We start from the raw sequence: 21,965 nt of genomic DNA, 5'->3' as shown, positions 1-21,965 counted from the left end.
CGACGACCCGCCGCACCTGCGGCTCGGGCCGGCTGCCGCGCAGCCAGTGCGCGACGGAGGTGCGGTCGTACCGAAGACGTACGCCGGCCTCGGCGCCGAGACGAACCACGGTGTGCGCCAGGGCTGCCTGCGTCCAGCCGCTTTCCCGGAGCAGTGCGCGGAGTTCGGGGTTGGGGCGGAGATGCCGCGGGGTGTTCTGCGGCCGGTGCTCCCGCGCCGGCGCCGCGGCGGGCGCCGTCGGCTGCGCCGTCTCGTGCGCCGGCGCACGGTACGGGCTAGCGGGCTTCATGACGCTGAGTGAGATCGAGCGCGAGAGGGTCGTTCACTTTCCGTAGCCTCCTTGGGGACTTCCGCACACGCCCTCGTGTGCGGCTACCCACAGCAAACCGCGCGCGGGGGCGGTGCGGGAGGGTGTGCAAGTACCGTGCACGCGTGGCTTTTTCACACCCCGTGTGAACGCCCGTCCGTTACTCTGCGAAACACGAGACGGACGACCGGAGGGCGACATGGAGCCCAACAGTCAACTGGACGCGTTACTCGACCAGTCCGGCATGTCCCGTGCCGGACTGGCGACGCGCGTAAACCAGTCGGGAAGCGCGGCCGGACTCACCCTTCGTTACGACCACACGGCGGTGGCGCGCTGGCTCAAGGGGCAGCGTCCGCGTGGCAGGGTGCCGGAGTTCCTCTGCGAGATCCTCGGAGGGAGGCTGGGCCGCACCCTCACCCTCGCCGACATCGGCATGGCAGGACCACCGGACGGCGCGGCCCCGCCGCCGCAGAGCGCGGACGGCAGCGGACTCGGCGGCTTCGTCGAGCGGGCGGCGCTGCTGTGGCACTCGGACCGCCTCCACGCCGAGGACGCCGGGGGAGTCGCCCCCTCCCTCCTGCGGGGTGCGGCCGCGGTCGCGCCGGTCTGGGAGTGGGAGAACCCGCCCGCCGACGCGGACGTCTCGCACCGCGGCGAGCGCCCCGTGGGCGAGGCCGAGGTCTCGGTGCTCCAGGTGGCCCGCGGCCACTACGAGCGCCTCTACCGGAACGCGGGAGGCGTCGCGACCCGCGCCCGTGTCGTCGGCTTCCTCAACGCGGAGGTCGCCCCGCTGCTGCGCGGCCGGTACGAGGACGAGGTCGGACGCGAACTCTTCAGGGCGGCCGGGTCGTTGGCCGCGATCAGCGGGATCTGCGCGTACGACACCGATGCGCAGGGCCTCGCGCAGCGCTACTTCCATCAGGCGCTGCGTCTGGGCAAGGCGTCGGGGGACCGGCTCTTCGGCGGCTACGTCGTCTCCCTCCTCGTCAACCAGGCCCTCTTCCTCGGCGACAGCCGCCACGCCATCGCCTGTGCCGAGGCCGTGCTGCGCTCCCCGCAGGCGCGGGCGAGCGCGGCGCTCACCTCGGATCTGTACGGGATGCAGGCGAAGGCGTACGCCATGCTCGGCGACCGGGGCGGCGCCTACGCCTGCATGCGGGCCGCCGAGGCGTACTCGGAACGCATCCGGCCCGAGGAGGAGCCTGCGGAGACCGGGTACGTACAGCCGGGGTTCGTCCAGGTGCGGCTGGCCGAGGCGCTGCTGGTCCTGGGCGAGGTGGCGACGGCGGGTCGGTACGCGCGGGAGTCGGCGGACGCGCCGGCGCACATCAGGGGGCGGGTCAACAGGCTCGCCACCCTCGCCGACGTGGAGCTGGCCAGCGGCGACGAGGAGCAGGCGGCGGAGACGGCGAAGGAGATGGTCGCCCACGCGCGCGGTGTCGAGTCGCAACGTCTGCGCGGGCGCATGCGCGGGCTCGGACGGCAGCTCGTGCGGCATCGGAGTGCGCCGGCGGCCGAGGCGGCGCAACTGATCGACGACGCGCTGAGGGTTCCGCTCTGACCGCGGCCGCACCGAGTGGCTCTGTCCGGTCGCGGCCGCCACATGCTGGGATGTGCCCAACCTCCGTGAGGAAGGGGGCACACACGTGCAGTGGACCAACCTGGGTGAACGCACTGTGTACGAGAACCAGTGGCTACGGGTGCACCTCGCCGACGTCGAACTGCCGGACGGCCGGCACCTCGACCACTACGTGATTCGCCTGCGCCCGGTCGCGATGGCCACCGCGGTCAACGAGCGGAACGAGGTGCTGCTGCTCTGGCGGCACCGCTTCATCACCGAAAGCTGGGGGTGGGAGATCGCGGCCGGCGTCGTCGAGGACGGGGAGGGGCTCGCGGCCGCCGCCGCGCGCGAGATGCGCGAGGAGACCGGCTGGTCCCCGGGGCGCCTCCACCCGCTGATGACGGTGGAGCCGTCGAACGGGTTGACGGACGCGCGGCACCACGTCTTCTGGTCGCAGCGTGCCGAGTACGTCGGGCACCCGGAGGACGACTTCGAGTCGTCGAGACGGGAATGGGTGCCGCTCAAGGAGGTGCCGGAGCTCGTCGCGCGCGGGGAGGTGCCGGCGGCCAACACGGCGGCGGCGCTGCTCATGCTCCACCGGCTGCGCTTCGGCTGACCCGAGGGAGGCCGCGGTACGGGCGCGGAGCGCGTCCGCGCCCGTACCGCGCGGGGTCACTTCTTGAGGAAGGCGTCCCCGTGCTCCGCGATGTGCTGCTCCAGCCTGACCATCGACCCCTGGACGGCCTCGGCCGAGCCGTTGCTCCGCTGCTGCTCGTAGTACGCCTGGCCGAGAGCGCGCAGGAGCTCGTTGCCCGCGCGCTGGGCCTGGACCTCTTCGACCTTTTCCTTGCCCTGCGAAATACCGCGCTGCGCCTGCTCCTTGGCGCGGTCGAGAAAGCCTGCCACGGTCCTGCCTCCTAGTTGTCGGGGTCTCGGGCGCGTGGCCCGTGCATGGGCACCTGCCCTGTGAACGACCGTCCGGTGGCAGCGGTTCCTGCGCGGCCCTCACCGCCCGGGCATCGGCTGCCGCGCGCACTCGGGCAGTACGGCGCGGGCGAGCCTCACCAGTTCGGGGACGGCGGGGTGCCCGGGACCCGTGCGCCAGACGAGGTGGACGGGAACGGGCGGGGCGCCCGCGAGCGGGCGGTAGACGACGCCGGGGTGGTGGTGGAGCTCGGCGGTGGCGTCGGTGGAGACGCCCACGGCGCCGCCCGCGGCGATGGCGCCGAGCCAGTCGTCGGTGTTGGCGACGCGCACCGTCGTGGCGGGGCGGTGCTCGGCCGGCCAGAGCGCGAGGGTGGTGAGCCCCGAGACGGAGTTGAGCACGACGGTCTCGTCCGCGAGGTCGTCGAGTGTCAACGTGTCGGCCGCACGCGCGAGTTCGCCCCCGGTGGGGACGGCGGCGACGCGGGTCTCGTCGAGCAGCCAGGCGCGCCGGACGGGGGCCGCGTCGGGGATCTCTCCGCGGACGAGGGCGGCATCGGTGCGGCCGCCCAGGAGCCCGGCCATGCGCTCGTCGATCCGCAGCAGTTCGAGCGGTGTCTCCGGGTGTGCGGCCTTCCAGCGGCGGAGCAGCGGCGTCGTGTAGCGGCCCAGCGCCGACCAGGAGTGTCCGAGGCGCACGGGCCAGTACCGGATGCGTGCGGGGTCGAGCGCGTCGTCGACGGCGGCGACGGCAGTGGCCGCCTTGTCGAGGAAGCTCCGTCCCTCCGAGGTGAGCGCGAGGTGGTGGGTCGAGCGGTCGACGAGCTGCACCCCGAGATGGTCCTCGAGCTGCGAGAGCCGCCTGGAGAGGGTGGGTTGCCCGACGCCGAGCCGGGCCGCGGCGTGGGTGACGGTGCCCGCGTCGGCGATGGCGAGGAAGGCCCTCAGGTGGCGCAGGTCGGCGGTCATGGGTCCGGAGCATAGCCAGCGGCTTCCGGCCGGATACGGCGGTGCGGTGGGGCGTGCCGTCGTGCCGCGGCACTCGCGAGGGTGCAGATCGTGCTCCGTACGGCGGGGGCGACGGCATTGCGCGGGGCGAGGCGGGGCTGCGTAGCGGTGAGTGGACTCAGCAGTTTTTCGTACTTTTCGGGTGCCCCGGGTGCCCGAGCAACCGTCCGGAGACTGGAGCAGCTCCCGTGGAAAGAGACCCTTCCGCTCAAGCCCCGCACGCCAAGAGAGCAGCCGCCCGCCGTCGACTCGTGGCCGCCGGCGCCCTCGCGGCCGTCGTCGGCGTCGCAGGGTGCGCCGGGCACCGCGCCTCGCGCGACCCGGAGGACCCCGCAGGCGCCGCGAGCCGGCAGCCGCAGCCCGCACGCGGGTTCACGCTCATCGCGTCGGGGGACCTGCTCGTGCACGACTCGCTCATCCGGCAGGCCAAGGCCGACGCCGGTTCCTCCGGCGAAAGGGGCGCCCCCGCCTACGACTTCGGGCGGATGCTCTCCGCGGCGAAGCCGCTGGCGAGCGGCGCCGACGTCGCCCTGTGCCACATGGAGACGGTCTACGGGCCCGACGAGGGTCCCTTCGCCGGCTATCCGTCCTTCACCACGCCCCCGCAGTTGGCGAAGGCCGTCAAGGACGCCGGGTACGACAGTTGCTCGACGGCCTCGAACCACAGCCTCGACGCCGGAAGCGAGGGCGTCGCACGGACCCTGAAGGCGATGGACGCCGTGAAGCTCGGGCACGTCGGTTCCGCGCGGTCCGAGGCCGAGAGCCGGCGCCCCGCGACGCTGCGGGCCGGCAGTGCCAAGGTCGCCCAACTCGCCTACACCTACGGCACCAACGGCATCCCGCTGCCGGAGGGCAAGCCCTGGACCGTCAACCGCATCGACCCGCGCCGGATCGTCGCCGACGCACGGGCGGCGCGGAAGGCGGGCGCCGACGTCGTCGTCGCGAGCATGCACTGGGGGACGGAGTGGCAGCAGGAGCCGGACGCGCAGCAACGCGCGCTGGCGAAGCAGCTCACCGCCTCGCGTCATCACGGGCGGCGCGACATCGACCTGATCATCGGCACCCACGCGCACGTCCCGCAGGCGTACGAGAAGGTCAACGGGACGTGGGTGGTCTACGGGATGGGCGACCAGATCGCCGGCAAGATGGAAGACCCGCGCGGCACGATGGGCACGGCGGCGCGGTTCGCGTTCCGGCCGCCCGAGGACCCGGACGCCGGAGGCGCGGCGGCCGAATGGCGGGTCGGCCGGGCGGAGTACGTGCCGTACCTGATGGAGACCGAGCCCCGGCACACGCTCGTCAACCTCGGCCGCGACCGGGGCAGCGGCGAACGGCGGGAGGCGCACGCGACCATCGAGCGCGCCGTGTTGAGCCGGGGAGCCGACAAGTCCGGGCTGCGTCAGGGGAGTTGACACGAGGACGGGTGCTGTCGCCCCGGGCGGTCCGGCCTCTCCGAGGAGGCCGCTTCCCTGCGCGTCGTCGGGGCGCCGGCGCCTCCCGGGCTCCTGGGCGCGGCACCGACTTGCCGCCGTCCCTGGCGGTCCGGGTGCCCCCCGTGTGGACGGTACCCATGCGGGCCGGGCGGCCGTGGCAGGGCAGGAGTACGAGCCGTAGCCGTCCCGCGGAAGGGCGACCGGCGACGGCCGGAGGTCCCTCGCGCGGGACGTGCCGACGGTCATGCGCCTGCGGCATAGCCGCTCTCCGTACGGCATTTCACGCGGCGCGGCACACCGGCATAGCGTGCGGTCATGAGCGCTTCCGAGTCGGCGGCCGGGACCGCCGCACCGTCCCCCGTGCCCCCGCGCCCCGCGAGGGGGAAGGGGCGCGCGGGGGCGCTCGGCATGGTGATCGGGAGCGCGATGTCGCTTCAGTTCGGGTCGGCCGTGGCGGCGCTGCTCTTTCCGCGAGCGGGGGCGCTCGGCGTCGTGGCGATGCGGCTCGTCTTCTCCGCCGTGCTGATGCTGCTCGTCTGCCGGCCGCGGCTGAGGGGGCACGACCGGGGCGACTGGACGGCCGTGCTCGGGCTCGGCGTGGCGCTCGGCACCATGAACTCGCTCTTCTACCAGGCCGTCGAGCGCATCCCGCTCGGTGCCGTGGTGACGCTGGAGCTGCTGGGGCCTCTCGTCCTCTCCGTCGTGGCGTCCCGGCGTCTCGTCAGCCTCGTCTGGGCGCTGCTCGCGCTCGGCGGCGTCTACCTCCTCGGCAGCAGCTCGTTCGGCGAACTCAACCTGGCGGGCGCCGGGTTCGCGCTCGCTGCGGGCGCCATGTGGACGGCGTACATCCTCTTCAACGCGCGCGCCGGCGCACGCTTCGAGCGGGCGGACGGGCTGGCGCTCGGTCTGGCCGTCGCCGCGCTCGTCAGCGCGCCCGCGGGGCTCGTCAGCGCGCAGGGGGCGCTCCTCGACCCCGTCGTCCTCGGCGCCGGGGTCGCCGTCGCCGTCCTCTCCTCGCTCGTGCCGTACACGTTGGAGCTCTTCGCGCTGCGGAGGCTGCCGGCGGCGACCTTCTCGGTGCTGATGAGTCTGATGCCGGTCGTCGCGACGGGTGCCGGGTTCCTCGTCCTCGGGCAGAGCCTCGGGCCGCTCCAACTCCTCGCTGTCGCTCTCGTCGTGGCGGCGAGCGCGGGCGCCGTGCGTACCTCGTCGGCGCCGCGGTAGCGCCGGCTCGGGTCCCGTCGCGCTCTCGTACGCTGGAGCGATGACCACCCAGCAGCCGGCGCGCTGGACGGAGGACGGCCGGGAGCACTCGGCGCACTGGCGTTCCGAGAGCGGTGCCCGCCTCCCCGCCCGCCTCGCCCCGGCCGACGACCGGCTCGGCGCCGACCGCGCGTTCAAGCTCGTCTGCGAGGGCACGGGACTCGTCTGGCGCGGCGACTTCCACCAGGCGAGGCAGTTGCTCCAGGCGCTCGCGCGGCGAGTGGAGCGCAAGCCCCCCAAGCCCGGGGCCGAGCGGCGCGAGACGTTCCACCGCGCGCGCCAGTGGCAGTCCCGCCGCGCCGGGCTCCTCGGCATGCTCCTCGTACCCCTCGAAGCCGGCCCCGAGGGGTACACGGTCCCGCTGCGCCGCGCACCCGCGGTGCACGAGGCGTGCGTGCAGGCGTACGGACCCGCGCCCGCCGGCGCCGAGCGCTCCCTCGTCGCGCTGCGCGAGCTCAACGCCGTGCTCAGCGCCCACCAGTGGCAGTTGCGCGGCGTCGCCGTGCCGGCGCTCGGCGGGGAGCGCGTCCATCCGCGGTACGGCGTCTTCTCGCCGGTGCGCGGCGAGTACGTCGACCTGGTGGCCCGCGCCGCGGACGAGCAGGTGCCTGCGCCCGAGCTCGCCTTCGACATCGGCACCGGGACCGGCGTGCTCAGCGCCGTGCTCGCGCGGCGCGGCGTCGCGCGGGTCGTCGCCACCGACACCGACGAGCGCGCGCTCGACTGCGCCCGTGAGAACGTCTCGCGGCTGCGCGTCGACGACGCGGTGGAGGTCGTCCGCGCCGACCTCTTCCCGCCCGGCCGGACGCGCGCACCGCTCGTCGTCTGCAACCCGCCCTGGGTGCCGGCGAAACCGAGCGCGCCCGTCGAGCGCGCCGTCTACGACCACGGCAGCCGCATGCTCCACGGCTTCCTCGACGGCCTCGCCGAGCGCCTCGCACCCGGCGGCGAGGGCTGGCTCGTCCTCTCCGACCTCGCGGAGCACCTCGGGCTGCGCACCCGCGCGGAGCTCCTCGACCGGATCGCGTCGTCCGGACTCCGTGTCCTGGGCCGCCTCGACGCACGTCCGCGCCACCACAAGGCGGCGGACGCCGGCGACCCGCTGCACGCGGCGCGGGACGCCGAGGTGACGTCGTTGTGGCGGTTGGGCGCGCACGGGTGACGGGGGCAACCGGTGCGGGGGCACGGGCAGTTGGATGCCGCGCCGGCGCAGGGCCGCGCGGTGTGCCGGTGCGGCGGGCACGCTGTCGGCGTCCGCCTGCCGGTGCGAGGCGTATGCAGGTGGGGCGGAGCTGCGAGACCCCTCGTGAGCGCACCCGGCCCGCCGTGGCGCCGCGGGGTGCGGCTGCCGGGCGGGCCGGGTGCGGAAGTGACCGGTGGACGGGGCCGCCGGTCGGACGGCTCGGAGCTCAGCCGCGCTTGGTCTCCCAGAAGATCTTGTCGATCTGGGCGATGTAGTCCAGCGCCTTCTGGCCGGTGGCCGGGTCGGTCGAGCCCTTGGCGGCGCTGAGCGCCTTCAGGGTGTCGTTGACCAGCTGGTGCAGCTCCGGGTACTTCTCGAAGTGCGGGGGCTTGAAGTAGTCGCTCCACAGCACCGAGACGTGGTGCTTGGCGAGCTCGGCGCGCTCCTCCTTGATGACGGTGGCACGCGTGCGGTAGTGCGGGTCGTCGCTGGCCTGGTACTTCTCCTGGATGGCCTTGACCGACTCGGCCTCGATGCGGGCCTGGGCCGGGTCGTAGACACCGCAGGGGAGGTCGCAGTGTGCGCTGACCTGCACCTTGGGGGCGAACAGGCGGGAGAGCATAAAGCTGTCCTTCCTCGTGATCGTCTTCTCACGTGCGAGATTACTCCGTGCGGGAAGTCTTTTCCCGTGTGCCCCCGCGGGCTTAGGACAAAAGTCCGGTGTCAGGCTGGAGCGGACGGCTCGGCGAGCGGGCGCCGGACGCAGGGACCGGAGGCGGAGAGATGCCCGAGCAGGTGGCGGACGGCCGGGAGCGCGGGCACGCGCGCGGGCTGCGCCGCGTCGGACTGGCGGAGGTCTACAACCCGTCGATGGAGCCGACGTTGCTCCCGGGCGACCAGCTCCTCGTCGTCTACGGCAGCCGGGTGCACGCGGGCGACGTCGTGGTGGTGCGCCATCCGTTCCAGCACGATCTCCTCATCGTCAAGCGCGCGGCCGAGCGCAGGGACGGCGGCTGGTGGGTGCTGGGCGACAACCCCCGAGTGCGCAACGACAGCAGGGAGTTCGGGATCGTCCCCGACGAACTGGTGCTGGCGCGGGCCTACTTGAGGCTGCGCTCGCCCCGGGGGACTCAGCGGTCGGTCTCCTCGGCGCTGCGCTGGTCCGCCGGTGCGGTGCGCCCGCTGGTGCGGCTGTCGGGGCGCTCCCGCTCCTCGCTCTCGCGGCGCTTGCGCGCGCGGTAGGCGGCGACGTTGGCGCGGGTGGCGCAGCGGTCGGAGCAGTAGCGCCGCGAGCGGTTGGTGGAGGTGTCGACGTACGCGTTGCGGCAGGGCCGCGCCCGGCAGATGCCGAGTCGGTCGACGCCGACGCCGGTGAGGAGGAAGGCGAGGCCCATGCAGGCGGTCGCCGCGTAGCCGGCGGCGGCGCTCGCCGGATGCTCGGCGAGGTGCATGTGCCAGCGCGGGCGGCCGCCGGGGCCCGTGGTCTCGTGCCCGGAGATCTGGGGGCTCGCGGGGAACTCGACGAGGAGCGCGTTGAGCAGGTCGACGGCGCGCACGTCGTCACCCTCGGACGCGGCGGCGAAGACGGCCCGGAGCCTGGCGCGGACGGCGCGCAGACGGGCGAGGTCGGACTCGGTGACCCGGCGGACGATGTGGCTCTGGAATCCGGCGAGTTCGCGCACGGCGTCGAGCGAGGTGAGGGAGTCTTCGTCGAGCGCGGGCTGTTCGGTGTTGACCAGCCGGACGGCCACCTGCGCGTATTGGCTGAGTTCCACTGCTCTTCCTTACGGTGCGCGGTGCGGTTCGGGGCGGGGCCGATGCGGCTGGCCCGGTGGTCGACCGTAAGAGCTGACCTTGGACAGAGGCTATTACGTTTCGCGGATGCGCTCCTCTCGGGTGACCCCGGGCGGCACGGGGGAGGAGCAAGAATGTCAGGGCCTTCCGGAACGGGCGACTCCGGTAGACGGTCGAACACGCGGCGACGGCAGGGGAGTCGCGCGTACGCCCGCGCGCGTCCTACGAAGCGCGCCGCCCGCCCCGCGGTGCGGGACGGGCGGCGTCCGTGCCGGGCGGCGTACGGCTCAGTGGCGCGCGACGCCCTCCGCGCGTGCTGCGGCGGCGACGGCGGCGGTGACGGCCGGCGCGACGCGCTCGTCGAAGGGGGAGGGGATGACCTTCTCCGCGCTGAGGTCGTCGGCGACGACGGCTGCGAGGGCCTCGGCCGCGGCGAGCTTCATGCCCTCGGTGATGTCGGTCGCGCCGACCTGGAGGGCACCGGCGAAGACGCCGGGGAAGGCGAGCACGTTGTTGATCTGGTTCGGGTAGTCGCTGCGGCCCGTCGCCACGACCGAGGCGTACTTGCCCGCGACGTCGGGGTGGATCTCCGGCGTCGGGTTGGCCATGGCGAAGATGAACGAGTCCTTCGCCAGGGTGGCCACGGCCTCCTCGGGCACGGTGCCGCCGCTGACCCCGACGTAGACGTCGGCGCCGGCGAGCGCGGACTCCAACGAGCCGGTCCTGCCACTCTTGTTGGTGAACGAGGCGAGGTCGCGCTTGACCTCGGTGAGGTCCTCGCGGTCCGCCGAGACGATGCCCTTGCGGTCGCAGACGGCGACGTCGCCGATGCCGGCCTCGGTGAGGATGCGCGCGATCGCCACGCCTGCCGCGCCCGCGCCGCCGATCACGGCCCGGAGTTCGCCGAGCGACTTGCCCGCGAGCTTCGCCGCGTTGCGCAGCGCGGCGAGGGTGACGATGGCGGTGCCGTGCTGGTCGTCGTGGAAGACCGGGATGTCGAGGCGCTCCTTGAGCTTCGCCTCGATCTCGAAGCACCGCGGCGCCGAGATGTCCTCCAGGTTGACGCCGCCGAAGGACGGTGCCATGCGTGCGACGGTCTCGACGATCTCGTCGGCGCCGCGGGCGTCGAGCGCGACGGGGACCGCGTCGACGCCGCCGAACTGCTTGAAGAGGATGGCCTTGCCCTCCATCACGGGGAGGGACGCCTCGGGACCGATGTCGCCCAGGCCGAGCACCGCGCTGCCGTCCGTGACGACCGCAACCACCTGCGACTTCCAGGTGTACTCCGAGACCAGCTCGGGCTGTTCGGCGATCGCGCTGCAGACCTTGGCGACGCCCGGCGTGTACGCGAGGGACAGGTCGTCGGCGTTCTGCACGGGGACGGTGGCGCGCACCGCCATCTTGCCGCCCCTGTGCAGAGCGAAGGCCGGGTCGACGACGTCGCCCGTGAGCTCCTCGTTGCTGTTGACGATCTCCGCTGCCACTGGTTGAACCCCTTTGTCGGAAAGCTGCGTGAGGGTGAGCGCTCCCTGGTGGGGGAGCGGGCGGGTACCACGTCCGCCTCTCGCCGCGGGTGCGGGAGGTTGCGCGGGCGCCGGGCGCGCCGCACACGCGCCCTGGTCCCCGGGTGAGGGGTGTAATCGACCTTTCTACCGGAAGACGAGGGCGGGAGACGACCGGGTGGCGCGCTGTACGTCGGGTGGTTGGCGTGAATCGAGGGGAGCGAGGCTCGATTGCGGGGCGTCGTGGCGGACAACTCCCCCTATGGTGCAGGGAATTGGTGCATAGCCGGGCCAACTTCCCCGAAGGAACGGTGCAAAGGGGGCGTATCGGGGGGAGCAGGGGCGCGGCGGAGTACACCGGGCAGCCCGCGGGTAGGGGAGTGGCAGCGTGACGGACGTCTCAGCGCTGGTCGCGGCGGTGATGCCCGCTCGCGAATGCCCACGGGTGGCGGGGAGTCCCGTGCCGGCCGATCTTCGTTCCGTTTTCGGATACGCCAGTCCGTTATCCGATTTTGACTTCACCTGGACCTGGATCTGTCTACGCGGATGGCAGGATTCCTCCATTCCATGGTCGCGACATCCGAAGGCGCATGCCCGACCGCTCGGCTGGACAGATCCGCAGGAGGACCAAGCGATGACCGTCAGCACACCCTCACGCGCATCCGCGCCGCGCCGTCGGATAGCCGCGGTAGGCGCCGCAGTGCTCGCCGGCTCGCTGCTGCTCGTCGGCTGCGGCGACCAGACCGAGGGGGCGGAGGGCTCCGGGAAGAGCTCGGACGCTCCGCTCTACGACAAGCTCCCCAAGGACATCAAGGACGCGGGCGTCATCGAGGTCGGTACCGACGCCGCGTACAAGCCCATGGAGTACAAGGACGGTCAGAAGATCGTCGGGCTCGACCCGGACCTCACCGACGCCATGAGCGAGAAGCTCGGCGTGGACTTCAAGTTCACCAACGGCACCTTCGACGGGCTCGTCACCTCGATGCAGACCGGCCGCTTCGACATGATCATGTCCGCGATGACGGACACCAAGGAGCGGCAGGAGGGCCTCGACGACAACGGCAAGAAGGCGGGCAAGGGCGTCGACTTCGTCGACTACCTCAGCGCCGGCAGCTCGATCCTCGTGCAGAAGGGCAACCCCGAGAAGGTCGAGGCCCTCGACGACCTCTGCGGAGAGAAGGTCGCCACCCAGCGCGGCACCACCTCGCACGCCCTGCTGAAGCAGCAGATCGAGAAGTGCGAGAAGGACGGCGAGAAGAAGCTCGACATCGAGGCGTTCGACAACGACGACGAGGCCCGGGTCCGCCTGAAGGCCGGCGGCGTCGCCGCCGACGTCTCCGATTTCCCCGTCGCCGCCAACTCGGCGAAGGAGAGCGGCGACTTCGAGGTCGTCGGCGAGCAGATGGAGTCGGCGCCGTACGGCATGGCCGTCCCCAAGGGCAGCCCGGAGCTGCGCGGGGCGCTCAAGGCCGCGCTCTCCGAGATCATCGACGACGGCAGCTACGAGAAGGCGCTCAAGAAGTGGGGCGTCGAGGACGGCGCCGTCGACAAGGCGACGGTCAACGCCGGTTCCTGACCGGCAGCGACGCCGTCACCCGAGGCTGAATCCGAGAAGAGGCAACACCCGTGACAGCCGACCGCGCCGGGCAGGCGGAACCCGAGGACGCCTCGCCGTCCCCGGGGACGCCGTCCCCGAGCAAGAACACCGGACCGGGGAAGACGACGGTCCCTCCCGCGGAGATACGCGCGATACCCGTGCGCCACTACGGCCGCTACCTGGCGGCCCTGGTGGTGCTCGCACTCGTCGTCCTCTTCGTCAACGCGCTCGCCTCTGCCGACCTCCAGTGGAGCGCGCTGGGCGAATTCCTCTTCGACGACCAGGTGCTGGAGGGAGCGAAGAACACGCTCCTCGTCAGCATCCTGGCGATGGCGATGGGGCTGGTCCTCGGGATCGTCCTCGCCGTGATGCGGATGTCGAAGAACCCCGTGACCTCCTCCGTCGCCTGGGGGTACATCTGGTTCTTCCGCGGTACGCCCGTCTACGTCCAACTGCTGCTGTGGTTCAACCTCGGACTGATCTTCCCCGTCCTCAACCTCGGGCCGATCTACAAGAACGAGATGACCGACGTCATGACCCCGTTCATGGCGGCGCTCCTCGGGCTCGGGCTCAACGAGGCCGCGTACATGGCCGAGATCTGCCGGGCCGGTATCCAGTCGGTCGACGAGGGGCAGACGGAGGCGTCCCAGGCGCTCGGCATGACGAGCGCGCAGAACATGCGGCGGATCGTGCTGCCGCAGGCGATGAAGGTGATCGTGCCCCCGACGGGGAACGAGTTCATCAACCTGCTGAAGACCTCCTCCCTCTGCGCCGTGGTGATGTTCGAGGAGCTTCTGCGCAAGGCGCAGAACATCGGGAACACCTCGGGTTCCGTCGTCGAGCTGCTCCTCGTCGCGACCGTCTGGTACCTCGCGATCACCACCGTCTTCAGCATCGGCCAGTACTACCTGGAGCGGCGGTACGCGCGCGGGACGAGCCGCCAACTCCCCGACACGCCTTGGCAGAAGGTGCGGCGCAACCTCTTCACCTGGCACGACAGGCGCCCCGCCCGGGAAGGTGAGCACGCATGACCCCGATGGTCAGGGCCGAGCAGGTCCACAAGTCGTTCGGTCCCGTCGAGGTGCTCAAGGGCATCGACCTTCAGGTGGCGCCCGAGGAGGTCTTCTGCCTCGTCGGCCCTTCGGGCTCGGGCAAGTCGACGTTCCTGCGGTGCATCAACCACCTGGAGGAGATCAACGCCGGGCGGCTCTACGTCGACGGCACGCTCGTCGGCTACCGGCAGCAGGGCGAGAAGCTCTACGAGCTGCGGGACCGCGAAGTCGCCGCGCAGCGCAGGGACATCGGGATGGTCTTCCAGCGCTTCAACCTCTTCCCGCACATGACGGCGGCAGGGAACGTCATGGAGGCGCCCGTACGCGTCAAGAAGGAGTCGAAGTCCGCGGCGCGCGAGCGCGCGGTGACGCTCCTAGACCGGGTGGGGCTCGGCGACAAGCGCGACAGCTATCCCGCCCAGCTCTCCGGCGGGCAGCAGCAACGCGTCGCCATCGCCCGTGCGTTGGCGATGGAGCCGAAGCTGATGCTCTTCGACGAGCCGACCTCCGCGCTCGACCCGGAGCTCGTCGGTGAGGTCCTCGACGTGATGCGGGACCTCGCCTCCGAAGGGATGACGATGATCGTCGTCACCCATGAGATGGGGTTCGCGCGGGAGGTCGGGGACTCGCTCGTCTTCATGGACGACGGCGTCGTCGTGGAGTCGGGGCACCCGCGGGAGGTGCTCGGCAACCCGCAGCACGAGCGGACGCGGTCGTTCCTGTCCAAGGTGCTGTGAGGGCGGCTGTGTTGACTCCCGAGCGGTATCGGTCACCGAGAGCTCGGGTCGGGTTCCCTCGATCGGAGGATCCGGGGACGATTCCCCGGATATGAGGTGCTCTCGTGTTGAGACTGGAGTCCGACACAGAAGGAGGGGCACCATGACGGTTATGGCCGAGCGCGAAGCCCAGATGCTGCCGGAGGAGTTCGAGGAGATCGCCTCCGCGGCACCCGAGACCGTCACCCTGGAGTTCCTCGAAGGACGGATCGGGGTGAAGAGCGTGCCCGACGGGGACCACGACGAGATCATCAAATGGCTGATGCGCTGCTGTATGCAGCAGCGGCCTGACTTGTGGCTGTATCCGGACCGCGGGCTCAAGGTAGCCGCGTACCGAAAAGGGCGCGCTCGGGCGGACGGGGCGCTTGCGCTCGACGGTCACTTTCTTGGTAAGGGCGAATGGGCCGACCCCGAGGGTGTGTTGATGACGGTCGAGGTTACCTCTTACGACCACGACACCGATGCGCGCGACCGTCGGCAAAAGCCCGCCGCCTACGCTGCGGCAGGCATCCCCGTCTATTTCCTGGTCGACCGACAGGCGGGGACCGCCACCATTCACTCCGGCCCTGGCGATTTCGGCTACCGCGACCTTCACACTGTGCCCTTCGGGGAGGAGCTGGTGCTCCCGGAGCCTGTGAAGGTCAAGCTCGACACCAGGTTCCTGGCGGAGCACCTCCAGTGAAGGAGGGAGCTGGCCTCAGGACCACCGGGTGATCTGGCTCGCTCGCGCGGTGCAGGGCTTTCCGCGTCGCGCGCCGTCGGCGTAGCGTCTGGATCATGTTTGCTGCCTACGCCGCGCGCATCGACAAGGATCGGCCGCTCGACGGCCTCGAGTTGGGCGAGCGCCCCGAGCCCACTGCCCCGGACCGCTGGACGACCGTCTCCGTCCGTGCTGCCTCCCTCAACCACCACGACCTGTGGTCGCTGCGCGGTGTCGGGCTCGGCGAGGAGTCGCTGCCGATGATCCTCGGCTGCGACGCGGCAGGCGTCGACGCCGAAGGCAACGAGGTGGTCCTCCACTCCGTCATCGGGCAGAGCGGGCACGGCGTGGGCCCGAAGGAGCCGCGTTCGATCCTCACCGAGCGGTACCAGGGGACGTTCGCCGAGCGCGTCGCCGTGCCCGAGTGGAACCTGCTGCCGAAGCCGAAGGAGCTGTCGTTCGCCGAAGCCGCCTGCCTGCCGACGGCGTGGCTCACCGCGTACCGGATGCTCTTCACCAAGGCGGGCGTCCGCCCCGGTGACAGCGTGCTCGTCCAGGGCGCGGGCGGTGGCGTCGCCACGGCCGCGATCGTCCTCGGCGCCGCCGCCGGGCTGCGGATCTTCGCGACCAGCAGGGACGAGGCGAAGCGCAAGCGTGCCGAGGAGCTGGGCGCGGAGGCGGCCGTCGAGACGGGGGCGCGGCTGCCGCAGCGCGTGGACGCCGTGATCGAGACGGTGGGTGCCGCCACCTGGTCGCACTCGCTGAAGTCGCTGAAGCCCGGCGGCACCGTGGTGATCTCCGGTGCGACGAGCGGGCCCAACCCCTCGGCCGCCGAACTCAACCGCGTCTTCTTCCTGGAGCTGAACGTCGCGGGCTCGACGATGGGCACCAAGGAGGAGCTCGCCTCCCTGCTCGACTTCTGCGTCGCCAAGGGCGTGCGGCCCGTCGTCGACTCCACGCATCCGCTCGATCGCGCCCGCGACGCGTTCGGGAAGATGGCGGAGGGCGACCACTTCGGGAAGCTGGTGCTCACCGTCTGAGCCGGTCTTCCGCGGCCGGTGGTGCGCTGCCTTGCGTGCGCCGGGTTCGGCCGTCGAGCCCCTGCCGTGTGCGGTGCGGCGGCGGCCGATTCCCGACCGTGCTGCGGTGCAGATCTTGTGTGCGCCGCCCCGCACCGGTAGAGCAGTCGGCGACGGTTCGGAGAGCGGAGCGGAGGCTGCAACGGATGGACGTACGGCGGACGGAGAGAGCCGGGCACGGGGGAGACGCGCGCGAGGTGCGGCCGGAGGAGGTGTCCGCCGTCACGGACCTCCTCCACGTCGCCTTCCGCGACGACCCGGTGAGCCGCTGGGTCTTCCCCGACGAGGCGCACAGGGAGGCGGCCCACCCGCGGCTCTTCGGCACGTTCCTCGCGGTGTCGGCGCGCCACGGCACCGCTGAACTCGCCGCCGACGCACGGGCGGTGGCCCTCTGGTTCCGGTCGTCGGGCGGGGAGTTGGCCGGCGGCGACGAGCTCGACGAGGCCCTCGGCCGCGTCGACCCCGGCAACGCGCGGCTGCCGGCGCTGGGCGAGGCGACGGGCGACCACCATCCGACGGCCGACCACGTCTACCTCCAGGCGATCGCCGTCCATCCCGAGGACCAGGGCACAGGACTCGGCGGGCGGCTGCTGCGCCGGGCGCTCGACCGCTGCGACCGCGAGGGCCTCCCCGCCTACCTGGAGGCGAGCAACGAGCACAGCCGGGGGATCTACCTCCACTACGGGTTCGTGGAGACGTCCGCGCCCGTGAGGCTGCCGTTCGACGGCCCGCTGATGTGGCCCATGTGGCGGGAGCCCGGGGGAAGTTAGACGTGCGTCGAGGCGGGCGCGGGACGGTGCCTGGCCTGTCAGTCGGTGCCGGGGCCGGGAGGGGCCGCGGTCGTCCGGTTCGGTGGGCGGCTCGGGGTCGTTCGTCGGTGCAGCCGGTCAGGCTGGGTGCCGTCGTGCGGGGTGTCCGGTGGGCGGGTGTCGACGGGTCGGACTGTCGCAATTGGGCGCGGGATGGGCGCAGTTGGGCGGGTTGTCCGGCGGGCGTGGCGGCAGAGGGCTGTGCCGCGTCAGCTGAGCGCCGGGCAGGTTGAGTGGTGCCGGGTCGTCGGACGGGTCAGGCGTCGAAGTGTCGGGCTGACGCAACTGGATGCGGGTGAGGCGCAGTTCGGCTGGTCGTCCAGCGGGTAATGCCGGTATGGGGCCCGTGTTGCCTCAGCAGGGCACCGGGCAGGTCGAGTGATGCCGGGTCCGTCCAGCGGGACGGGCGCCGAAGAGCCGGGCGGACGCCAACCGGACGCGGAACAGTCGCAGTTGGACGAACAGTCGGCCGAGGCCGGGAGTCACGCGGCCGGACGGTCCCGACCGAACGCGATGCAGTTTCAGTCGGACGGGCCGTCGCCCGGTGGTGGTTCGGGGGTCGGCTTCTCCGCCTGGGCCGCACCCGGGCCGTCCGGGCCGAAATACGCGTCGGGATCGCGGAGTGCGGCGCCGAGGTGGGCGGCCGTGGTGGAGAGTCGGCGGCGCACCTCGCGGAGTTGGCGCTCGTCGACGCCGGTGTCACGGGCGGCGTCGCGGATGTCGTCGCGGAAGCGGTCGAGGAGGCGCTCCAGGCTGCGCGCCGGGTCGTCCTGGAGGACCTCCTCGCCCCAGGTCGGGTCGGGCCGCGGCGCTGCCTCTTCGTGGCGTTCGGGCGGGGGTGCGCTCTGGGCCTCCGGGGCAGGGGCGGAGGCGTGTTGCCGGCCCCACCGGTCCATCTCGCGGGTGAATTCGGCCATCCCGTCGCGCAGCGCCGTCGCCCAGTCCCCTGCGCGGCGGCCGCTCTGGACCTGGTCGCGCACCCGACGGGCGACGCGCTGCAACTCCTCGACGGCGTCCTGGTGCGCTTCGCGCTCCTTCTCCGCCTGGCGCTTCGCGCGGCGGGCCTCGTCCTTCGCCTGGCGCGCCTGCTCCTTCCACGCCTCCTTGGCTTGCTGGGCCTCTTCCTTGGCCCTGCGCCACGCTTCGCCGTCCGCCGAGAGATGCTCGGTGCCGCCGGAAGGGCGCTCTTCGTCGCTCGCCGAGCGGCGACCGCCCTGCATGCGCTGCCGCATCTCGCGACGCAGGTCGTCGGCGGAGCCGCGGACGTCCTCGCGGATGTCGGCCGCGAGGGCGGAGAGGGAGGCTCCTATCTCCAGCTCCAGCTCGGCCAACTCCGCTTTGCGCTCGGCGAGTTCCTCCAGGCCTGCCGGAGTGATGGCGTAGATCTTGCGGCCGCCCTCGGTGGTGTGGGTGACGAGTCCCTCGGCCTCCAGCTTGGCGAGGCGCGGGTAGACGGTGCCCGCCGAGGGGGCGTAGAGCCCCTGGAAGCGTTCCTTGAGCAGGCGCATGATCTCGTAGCCGTGCCGGGGGGCCTCCTCGAGGAGCTTCAGCAGGTAGAGGCGGAGCCGGCCGTGGGCGAAGACTGGGGGCATCTCAGCGCTCCTCGAGGACGATCGGTTCGGCGTCGGCCGGTGACGGCGGGCGGAGCAGGAGGGCGACGGGACCCGAGGCGCTGCCGGCGCGCAACCGCCCCGCGGAGTTGCCGTAGGTCCGGCGCAGGCTGTGCGCGCCCGGCCACGGGAAAGGGGAGGTCTTCTCGAAGTCGCAGGTGACCGCGGACGAGCTGCTCGCCTGCACCTCCGCGTCGACGGGCCGCGGCATCCGGACGGCCACCTCGCCCGTGACCGTGGTGAGTTCGACGTCGGTGGCGGCGTCCGGGGCGCGGCCGAGCTCGACGATGACGGCACCGCTTACCGAGTCGGCGCGGAGCGCGGAGCCGGCGTCCTCGACGGAGGTGAGGTCCCCGGAGACGGAGTGGAAGCGGAGCGAACCGCGGCGGCCCTGCGCCTCCACGCACCCGGAGACGGTGTGCGCCGAGACGGCGCCCGAGAGCCCGACGAGGGTCGCCTCCCCGGAGACGGACTGGAGCTCGGCCCGGCCCCGCAGCCCCGAGACGACGGCGTGCGCGGAGACGGCGCCGAGGCGGAGAGCCGAGGCTCGCGGCACGGAGAGGGTGAGGCGCGCGGAGCGGCGCGTGTCCTTGCGATCGAGCCAGTCGAGGAGGCCGTGCCAGGTGAGTTCGCCGTGGTTGATGGTGAGGCGGTCGCCGCTGCGGTCCACGCGGAGCGGCGGACCCTCGACGCTCTCCACCTCAAGCCTCGCGGTGCTCTCCTCGGTGCCGACGATGTTCACGGCGCCGTCGACGAGGCGGATGTCGACCGCGTCGACGGCCTCGAAGACGACCGTCTGCGGACCGTCGATCCACCGGCTCTGCTCGGCCATGGCGCTCCCCCTGGGCTCTGCGTACGACGCGTGGACGCGCAGGGGCCGACGGCGGTGGCCCGACTCGGCCGCCCCGCACGGGTTCCAAACAGGAGCCGGGACTCCCCGGCGCCGTCCGCAACCGCTGCGGGACACCTCCGTGCCACCGCGAGACGGCGACATATCGCATCCTCGCCAAGACACGATATGTCGCGTCGCCGACGGCCGCAACCCGCTCGCGTCCGCCACCGCGCGCGGCTCAACGCGCCGGTGAGCGCCCCGAGTTCACGTCCGCACCTTCACCGGCGTCCAGCCCCGAGGTCACTCGTCGTCCTCGTCCTCCAGCCGCGCCAGCCAGGTCGCCAGCCGCTCCACGGGCACCTCGAAGTCGGGGTTGAGGTCGACGAAGGCGCGAAGTTGGTCGGCCAGCCAGCCGAGGGTGACCTCCTCCTCGCCCCGCCGGTCGGCGAGCTCCTCGATGCCTCGGTCGGTGAAGTACACGGTGCTGCTCCTGTCGGGTACGACGTCTCTCGGACCCCCATTCTCCGCGCTGCCGGGAGCGCCTTTCACCGCCGCCCACCGGGCGGTACTCAGCCGCCGAGCGAGATCGCTCCGGGCACGCAGGGTGCGATGTCGATCTTCGTCACGAGCCCGGCCTCCAGGCGGAAGCGGATCAGCGCCCATGCGTGCCCGCCGGGCGCGACGACCGCGCCCGGGCGCCCGGGACCAGCACCGGAGCCGCGACGGCGATCCGCCCGGCGAATACCCTCGTCGCGCTCTCCCCGGCCCCGCCGACGCGGGTCCGCGCGCCCTCGGGGAGCAGCCGCGGATCGACCGTGCGGACGGCGCCGGGCGCGAGCAGCGCGACGAGCCGTGCGGGGTCGCCGCCGCGCGCGGCCGCGAGGAACGCCTCGACGACGGCGAGGTGCTCGGCGTCCGGGTCCGACGCGGCCGGCGGCGCCGCGTGCAGCCTGATGCGCGCACGGCTCGCGAGTTTCTTCGCCGCGCCCGCGCTGGTGCCGAGGACCTCCGCGACGTCGGCGAAGGGAAGGGCGGAGAGGAGGCCGCCCGCCGGCTCGGCGACAGTTCGTCGAGGAGGACGAGGAGCGCCCGCGACACCCGCTCGCGGCGGAGGAACGCCTCTTCCGCGTCGAGCCGCCCGTCCGGTATCTCCTCTGCGAGCAGGGGGAGTTCGCCGTGCCGCTCGCGGGCCCCGAGGAGGTCGGGGCAGACGCGTGCGGTGACGGTGGTGAACCAGCCGGCGGGGTTGGCCACCTCCGCCGCGCCGGCTGCCTGCGCCCTCGCCCAGGGTGCGGCGCCCGAGTGCTGGGAGGGTGCGGCTGAAGCACCCGCCCTGCTCTGGTTACTCAGTGTAGCGAGTGGCGAGGGTGGGGGCCTGGCCGCCGAAGGCAGCGAGGTCGGCGGTGAAGACGTCCTGGAGGAGCTGGTAGTCCTCGACGCCGGGGGCGCTGACGGTTTCGCCGAGTTCCAGGCCGCGCAGGGCGCCGGTGACGAGGTCGTCGGCGCTCATGCGGGGAACGGCGCTCATGTCCAGGCCCTGGGAGGAGTGGAATTCGGTGGCAACGACGCCGGGGCAGACCACGCCGACGGTGACGCCGGAGCCTTCGACCTCGGCGGCCAGGGTCTGGGTCATGGCGACCAGGTAGGCCAGGGTGCCGGCGTAGACGGCGCGGCGGGGCATGACGCTCTTGTCGGCGGGGCCGGAGAAGGCGATCATGCCGGCGACGTTGAGGATGGTGCCGGTGCCGCGCTGCTGCATGGGGCCCACTGCGGCGCGCATGAGCTGGGTGGCGGCGAGGACCTTGACGTTGACGAGTTCCTGGGCCTTGTCGGCGGGCAGGTCGGCCAGGGGCATGTAGTGGGAGACGCCGGCGTTGTTGACGAGCATGTCCAGCGGCTCGGTGGCGCAGATCCGCGCGAGAAGGTCGATGCCGTCGGCGGTGGAGAGGTCGGCGGTGACGGTGCGAACGGTCGTGCCGGGGTGGCTGTCGGCGAACTCCTGGAGGCGGTCTTGGCGGCGGCCGACGATGATCAGGTCGTAGCCGTCGCCGGCGAAGCGTTCGGCGAACGCCTTGCCGATGCCGGAGGTGGCGCCGGTGACGAGAGCGAGCTTGCTCATGAGGGGTGTGTCCTTTCGAAGCTCCGGCGTCAGGCGGCCGGGGCGGTGGGGGTCTGGTGCAGCCAGGTGGGCTCGCTGCGGGACTGCTCTGCGCCGTCGTCGGGCTGGTCGTCGCCGAGGTCGTCGCTGTCCAGTGGGTAGTCCAGGCGGTTGGTGAACCAGGACAGGAACCGGTGGGCGGGGGGCTCGGTGGTGTCCGGGTGCACCGTCGTGCCGGGTAGGACGGGGCTGGGGGTGTGCTTTTTGCAGGTGGAGGTGAGGGCGACGATGTGCCGTACCCCGTCCGCCTCGCGGCGGGAGCGGTACTGGGAGCGGCAGGAGGAGGCGAGGTCGGCCTCGACTCCGTCCACGCCGATGTGCCATCGGTGACCAGGGGCAGTTCGGCCGGCGCCCTCTCGCCGTCGACGTGGACGGTG

Annotated in this window: 22 protein-coding genes and 1 pseudogene; 12 read left to right on the top strand and 11 right to left on the bottom strand. The window is 72.4% G+C overall.

Annotation, left to right across the window (positions count from 1 at the left end; genetic code table 11):
- A pseudogene (locus tag UWG_RS0112165) lies at positions 1-289 on the bottom strand (hypothetical protein); the annotation flags it as partial.
- A gap of 217 nt (positions 290-506) precedes the next feature.
- Between UWG_RS0112165 and UWG_RS0112160 the strand changes: the two are divergent.
- Both UWG_RS0112160 and UWG_RS0112155 read left to right on the top strand, forming a co-directional pair.
- Complete coding sequence (locus tag UWG_RS0112160; RefSeq protein ID WP_016907488.1) at positions 507-1,868, top strand: NsdA family TPR-like regulatory protein; 1,362 nt, start codon at positions 507-509, stop codon at positions 1,866-1,868.
- 85 nt (positions 1,869-1,953) lie between these two features.
- Positions 1,954-2,484 carry an NUDIX hydrolase gene (locus tag UWG_RS0112155; protein ID WP_016907487.1) on the top strand — a complete coding sequence of 177 codons (531 nt, stop codon included), beginning with the start codon at positions 1,954-1,956 and terminating at the stop codon, positions 2,482-2,484.
- A gap of 56 nt (positions 2,485-2,540) precedes the next feature.
- On the opposite strand, the gene UWG_RS0112150 is transcribed toward UWG_RS0112155, so the two are convergent.
- Both UWG_RS0112150 and UWG_RS29885 read right to left on the bottom strand, forming a co-directional pair.
- Positions 2,541-2,774 (bottom strand): hypothetical protein, encoded by a 234-nt coding sequence (locus UWG_RS0112150; RefSeq protein WP_016907486.1) that lies wholly within the window; start codon positions 2,772-2,774, stop codon positions 2,541-2,543.
- A gap of 99 nt (positions 2,775-2,873) precedes the next feature.
- Positions 2,874-3,761: a LysR family transcriptional regulator gene (locus UWG_RS29885; RefSeq protein ID WP_016907485.1), complete on the bottom strand. Its 888-nt coding sequence runs from the start codon at positions 3,759-3,761 to the stop codon at positions 2,874-2,876.
- A 290-nt stretch (positions 3,762-4,051) separates the two neighbouring features.
- Here UWG_RS29885 and UWG_RS0112140 point away from each other — a divergent pair, with 290 nt between their 5' ends.
- From UWG_RS0112140 to UWG_RS0112130, 3 genes are all read left to right on the top strand, one after another.
- A complete protein-coding gene (locus UWG_RS0112140) occupies positions 4,052-5,212 on the top strand; it encodes a CapA family protein (protein ID WP_016907484.1) in 1,161 nt (386 codons plus the stop codon).
- 429 nt (positions 5,213-5,641) lie between these two features.
- Positions 5,642-6,457 (top strand): EamA family transporter, encoded by an 816-nt coding sequence (locus UWG_RS0112135; RefSeq protein ID WP_016907483.1) that lies wholly within the window; start codon positions 5,642-5,644, stop codon positions 6,455-6,457.
- A gap of 40 nt (positions 6,458-6,497) precedes the next feature.
- A complete protein-coding gene (locus UWG_RS0112130; RefSeq protein WP_016907482.1) occupies positions 6,498-7,658 on the top strand; it encodes a methyltransferase in 1,161 nt (386 codons plus the stop codon).
- 247 nt (positions 7,659-7,905) lie between these two features.
- On the opposite strand, the gene sodN is transcribed toward UWG_RS0112130, so the two are convergent.
- Positions 7,906-8,301, bottom strand: a complete 396-nt coding sequence (gene sodN / locus UWG_RS0112125) for a superoxide dismutase, Ni (RefSeq protein WP_016907481.1) — start codon at positions 8,299-8,301, stop codon at positions 7,906-7,908.
- Between the two features lie 161 nt (positions 8,302-8,462).
- Here sodN and sodX point away from each other — a divergent pair, with 161 nt between their 5' ends.
- Positions 8,463-8,921, top strand: a complete 459-nt coding sequence (sodX, locus tag UWG_RS32115; protein ID WP_078495639.1) for a nickel-type superoxide dismutase maturation protease — start codon at positions 8,463-8,465, stop codon at positions 8,919-8,921.
- On the opposite strand, the gene UWG_RS0112115 is transcribed toward sodX, so the two are convergent.
- On the bottom strand, positions 8,810-9,454 hold the full coding sequence (locus UWG_RS0112115; RefSeq protein ID WP_016907479.1) for a CGNR zinc finger domain-containing protein: 645 nt from the start codon (positions 9,452-9,454) through the stop codon (positions 8,810-8,812). The two genes, sodX and UWG_RS0112115, sit on opposite strands and share 112 nt — an antisense overlap.
- A gap of 306 nt (positions 9,455-9,760) precedes the next feature.
- Positions 9,761-10,957, bottom strand: a complete 1,197-nt coding sequence (locus UWG_RS0112110) for an NAD(P)-dependent malic enzyme (protein WP_016907478.1) — start codon at positions 10,955-10,957, stop codon at positions 9,761-9,763.
- Between the two features lie 718 nt (positions 10,958-11,675).
- On the opposite strand from UWG_RS0112110, the gene UWG_RS0112105 reads away from it, so the two are divergent.
- The 6 genes from UWG_RS0112105 (at position 11,676) to UWG_RS0112080 (ending at position 16,949) form a co-directional block, all read left to right on the top strand.
- Complete coding sequence (locus UWG_RS0112105) at positions 11,676-12,551, top strand: ABC transporter substrate-binding protein (protein WP_016907477.1); 876 nt, start codon at positions 11,676-11,678, stop codon at positions 12,549-12,551.
- A 50-nt stretch (positions 12,552-12,601) separates the two neighbouring features.
- Complete coding sequence (locus UWG_RS0112100; protein ID WP_016907476.1) at positions 12,602-13,603, top strand: amino acid ABC transporter permease; 1,002 nt, start codon at positions 12,602-12,604, stop codon at positions 13,601-13,603.
- Positions 13,600-14,361 carry an amino acid ABC transporter ATP-binding protein gene (locus UWG_RS0112095; protein ID WP_016907475.1) on the top strand — a complete coding sequence of 254 codons (762 nt, stop codon included), beginning with the start codon at positions 13,600-13,602 and terminating at the stop codon, positions 14,359-14,361. The genes UWG_RS0112100 and UWG_RS0112095 overlap by 4 nt, the downstream gene beginning before the upstream one ends.
- Before the next feature lie 142 nt (positions 14,362-14,503).
- Entirely contained in the window at positions 14,504-15,082 is a 579-nt protein-coding gene (locus UWG_RS0112090; protein WP_016907474.1) for a Uma2 family endonuclease, read from the top strand.
- A 95-nt stretch (positions 15,083-15,177) separates the two neighbouring features.
- Positions 15,178-16,140 (top strand): zinc-binding dehydrogenase, encoded by a 963-nt coding sequence (locus UWG_RS0112085; RefSeq protein ID WP_016907473.1) that lies wholly within the window; start codon positions 15,178-15,180, stop codon positions 16,138-16,140.
- Between the two features lie 185 nt (positions 16,141-16,325).
- On the top strand, positions 16,326-16,949 hold the full coding sequence (locus tag UWG_RS0112080; protein ID WP_016907472.1) for a GNAT family N-acetyltransferase: 624 nt from the start codon (positions 16,326-16,328) through the stop codon (positions 16,947-16,949).
- 560 nt (positions 16,950-17,509) lie between these two features.
- On the opposite strand, the gene UWG_RS0112075 is transcribed toward UWG_RS0112080, so the two are convergent.
- From UWG_RS0112075 to UWG_RS0112055, 5 genes are all read right to left on the bottom strand, one after another.
- The gene (locus UWG_RS0112075) at positions 17,510-18,580 is read right to left on the bottom strand and encodes a PadR family transcriptional regulator (protein ID WP_016907471.1); all 1,071 of its coding nucleotides are present in this window, start codon (positions 18,578-18,580) and stop codon (positions 17,510-17,512) included.
- 1 nt (position 18,581) lies between these two features.
- On the bottom strand, positions 18,582-19,430 hold the full coding sequence (locus UWG_RS0112070; protein WP_016907470.1) for a DUF4097 family beta strand repeat-containing protein: 849 nt from the start codon (positions 19,428-19,430) through the stop codon (positions 18,582-18,584).
- 300 nt (positions 19,431-19,730) lie between these two features.
- Entirely contained in the window at positions 19,731-19,910 is a 180-nt protein-coding gene (locus tag UWG_RS0112065) for a DUF6104 family protein (RefSeq protein WP_016907469.1), read from the bottom strand.
- 862 nt (positions 19,911-20,772) lie between these two features.
- The gene (locus UWG_RS0112060; protein ID WP_016907468.1) at positions 20,773-21,549 is read right to left on the bottom strand and encodes an SDR family NAD(P)-dependent oxidoreductase; all 777 of its coding nucleotides are present in this window, start codon (positions 21,547-21,549) and stop codon (positions 20,773-20,775) included.
- Between the two features lie 29 nt (positions 21,550-21,578).
- Positions 21,579-21,899, bottom strand: coding sequence for a hypothetical protein (locus tag UWG_RS0112055; RefSeq protein WP_016907467.1), 321 nt, complete (start codon positions 21,897-21,899; stop codon positions 21,579-21,581).
- Positions 21,900-21,965 lie beyond the last annotated feature (66 nt).

Origin of the sequence: Streptomyces xiaopingdaonensis (genome assembly GCF_000262345.1) — a bacterium.
In the GTDB taxonomy this organism is placed as follows: Bacteria; Actinomycetota; Actinomycetes; order Streptomycetales; family Streptomycetaceae; genus Streptomyces; species Streptomyces xiaopingdaonensis.
Note: the sequence above shows the minus strand (reverse complement) of the source record. Positions and strands in the feature narration are given on the sequence as shown.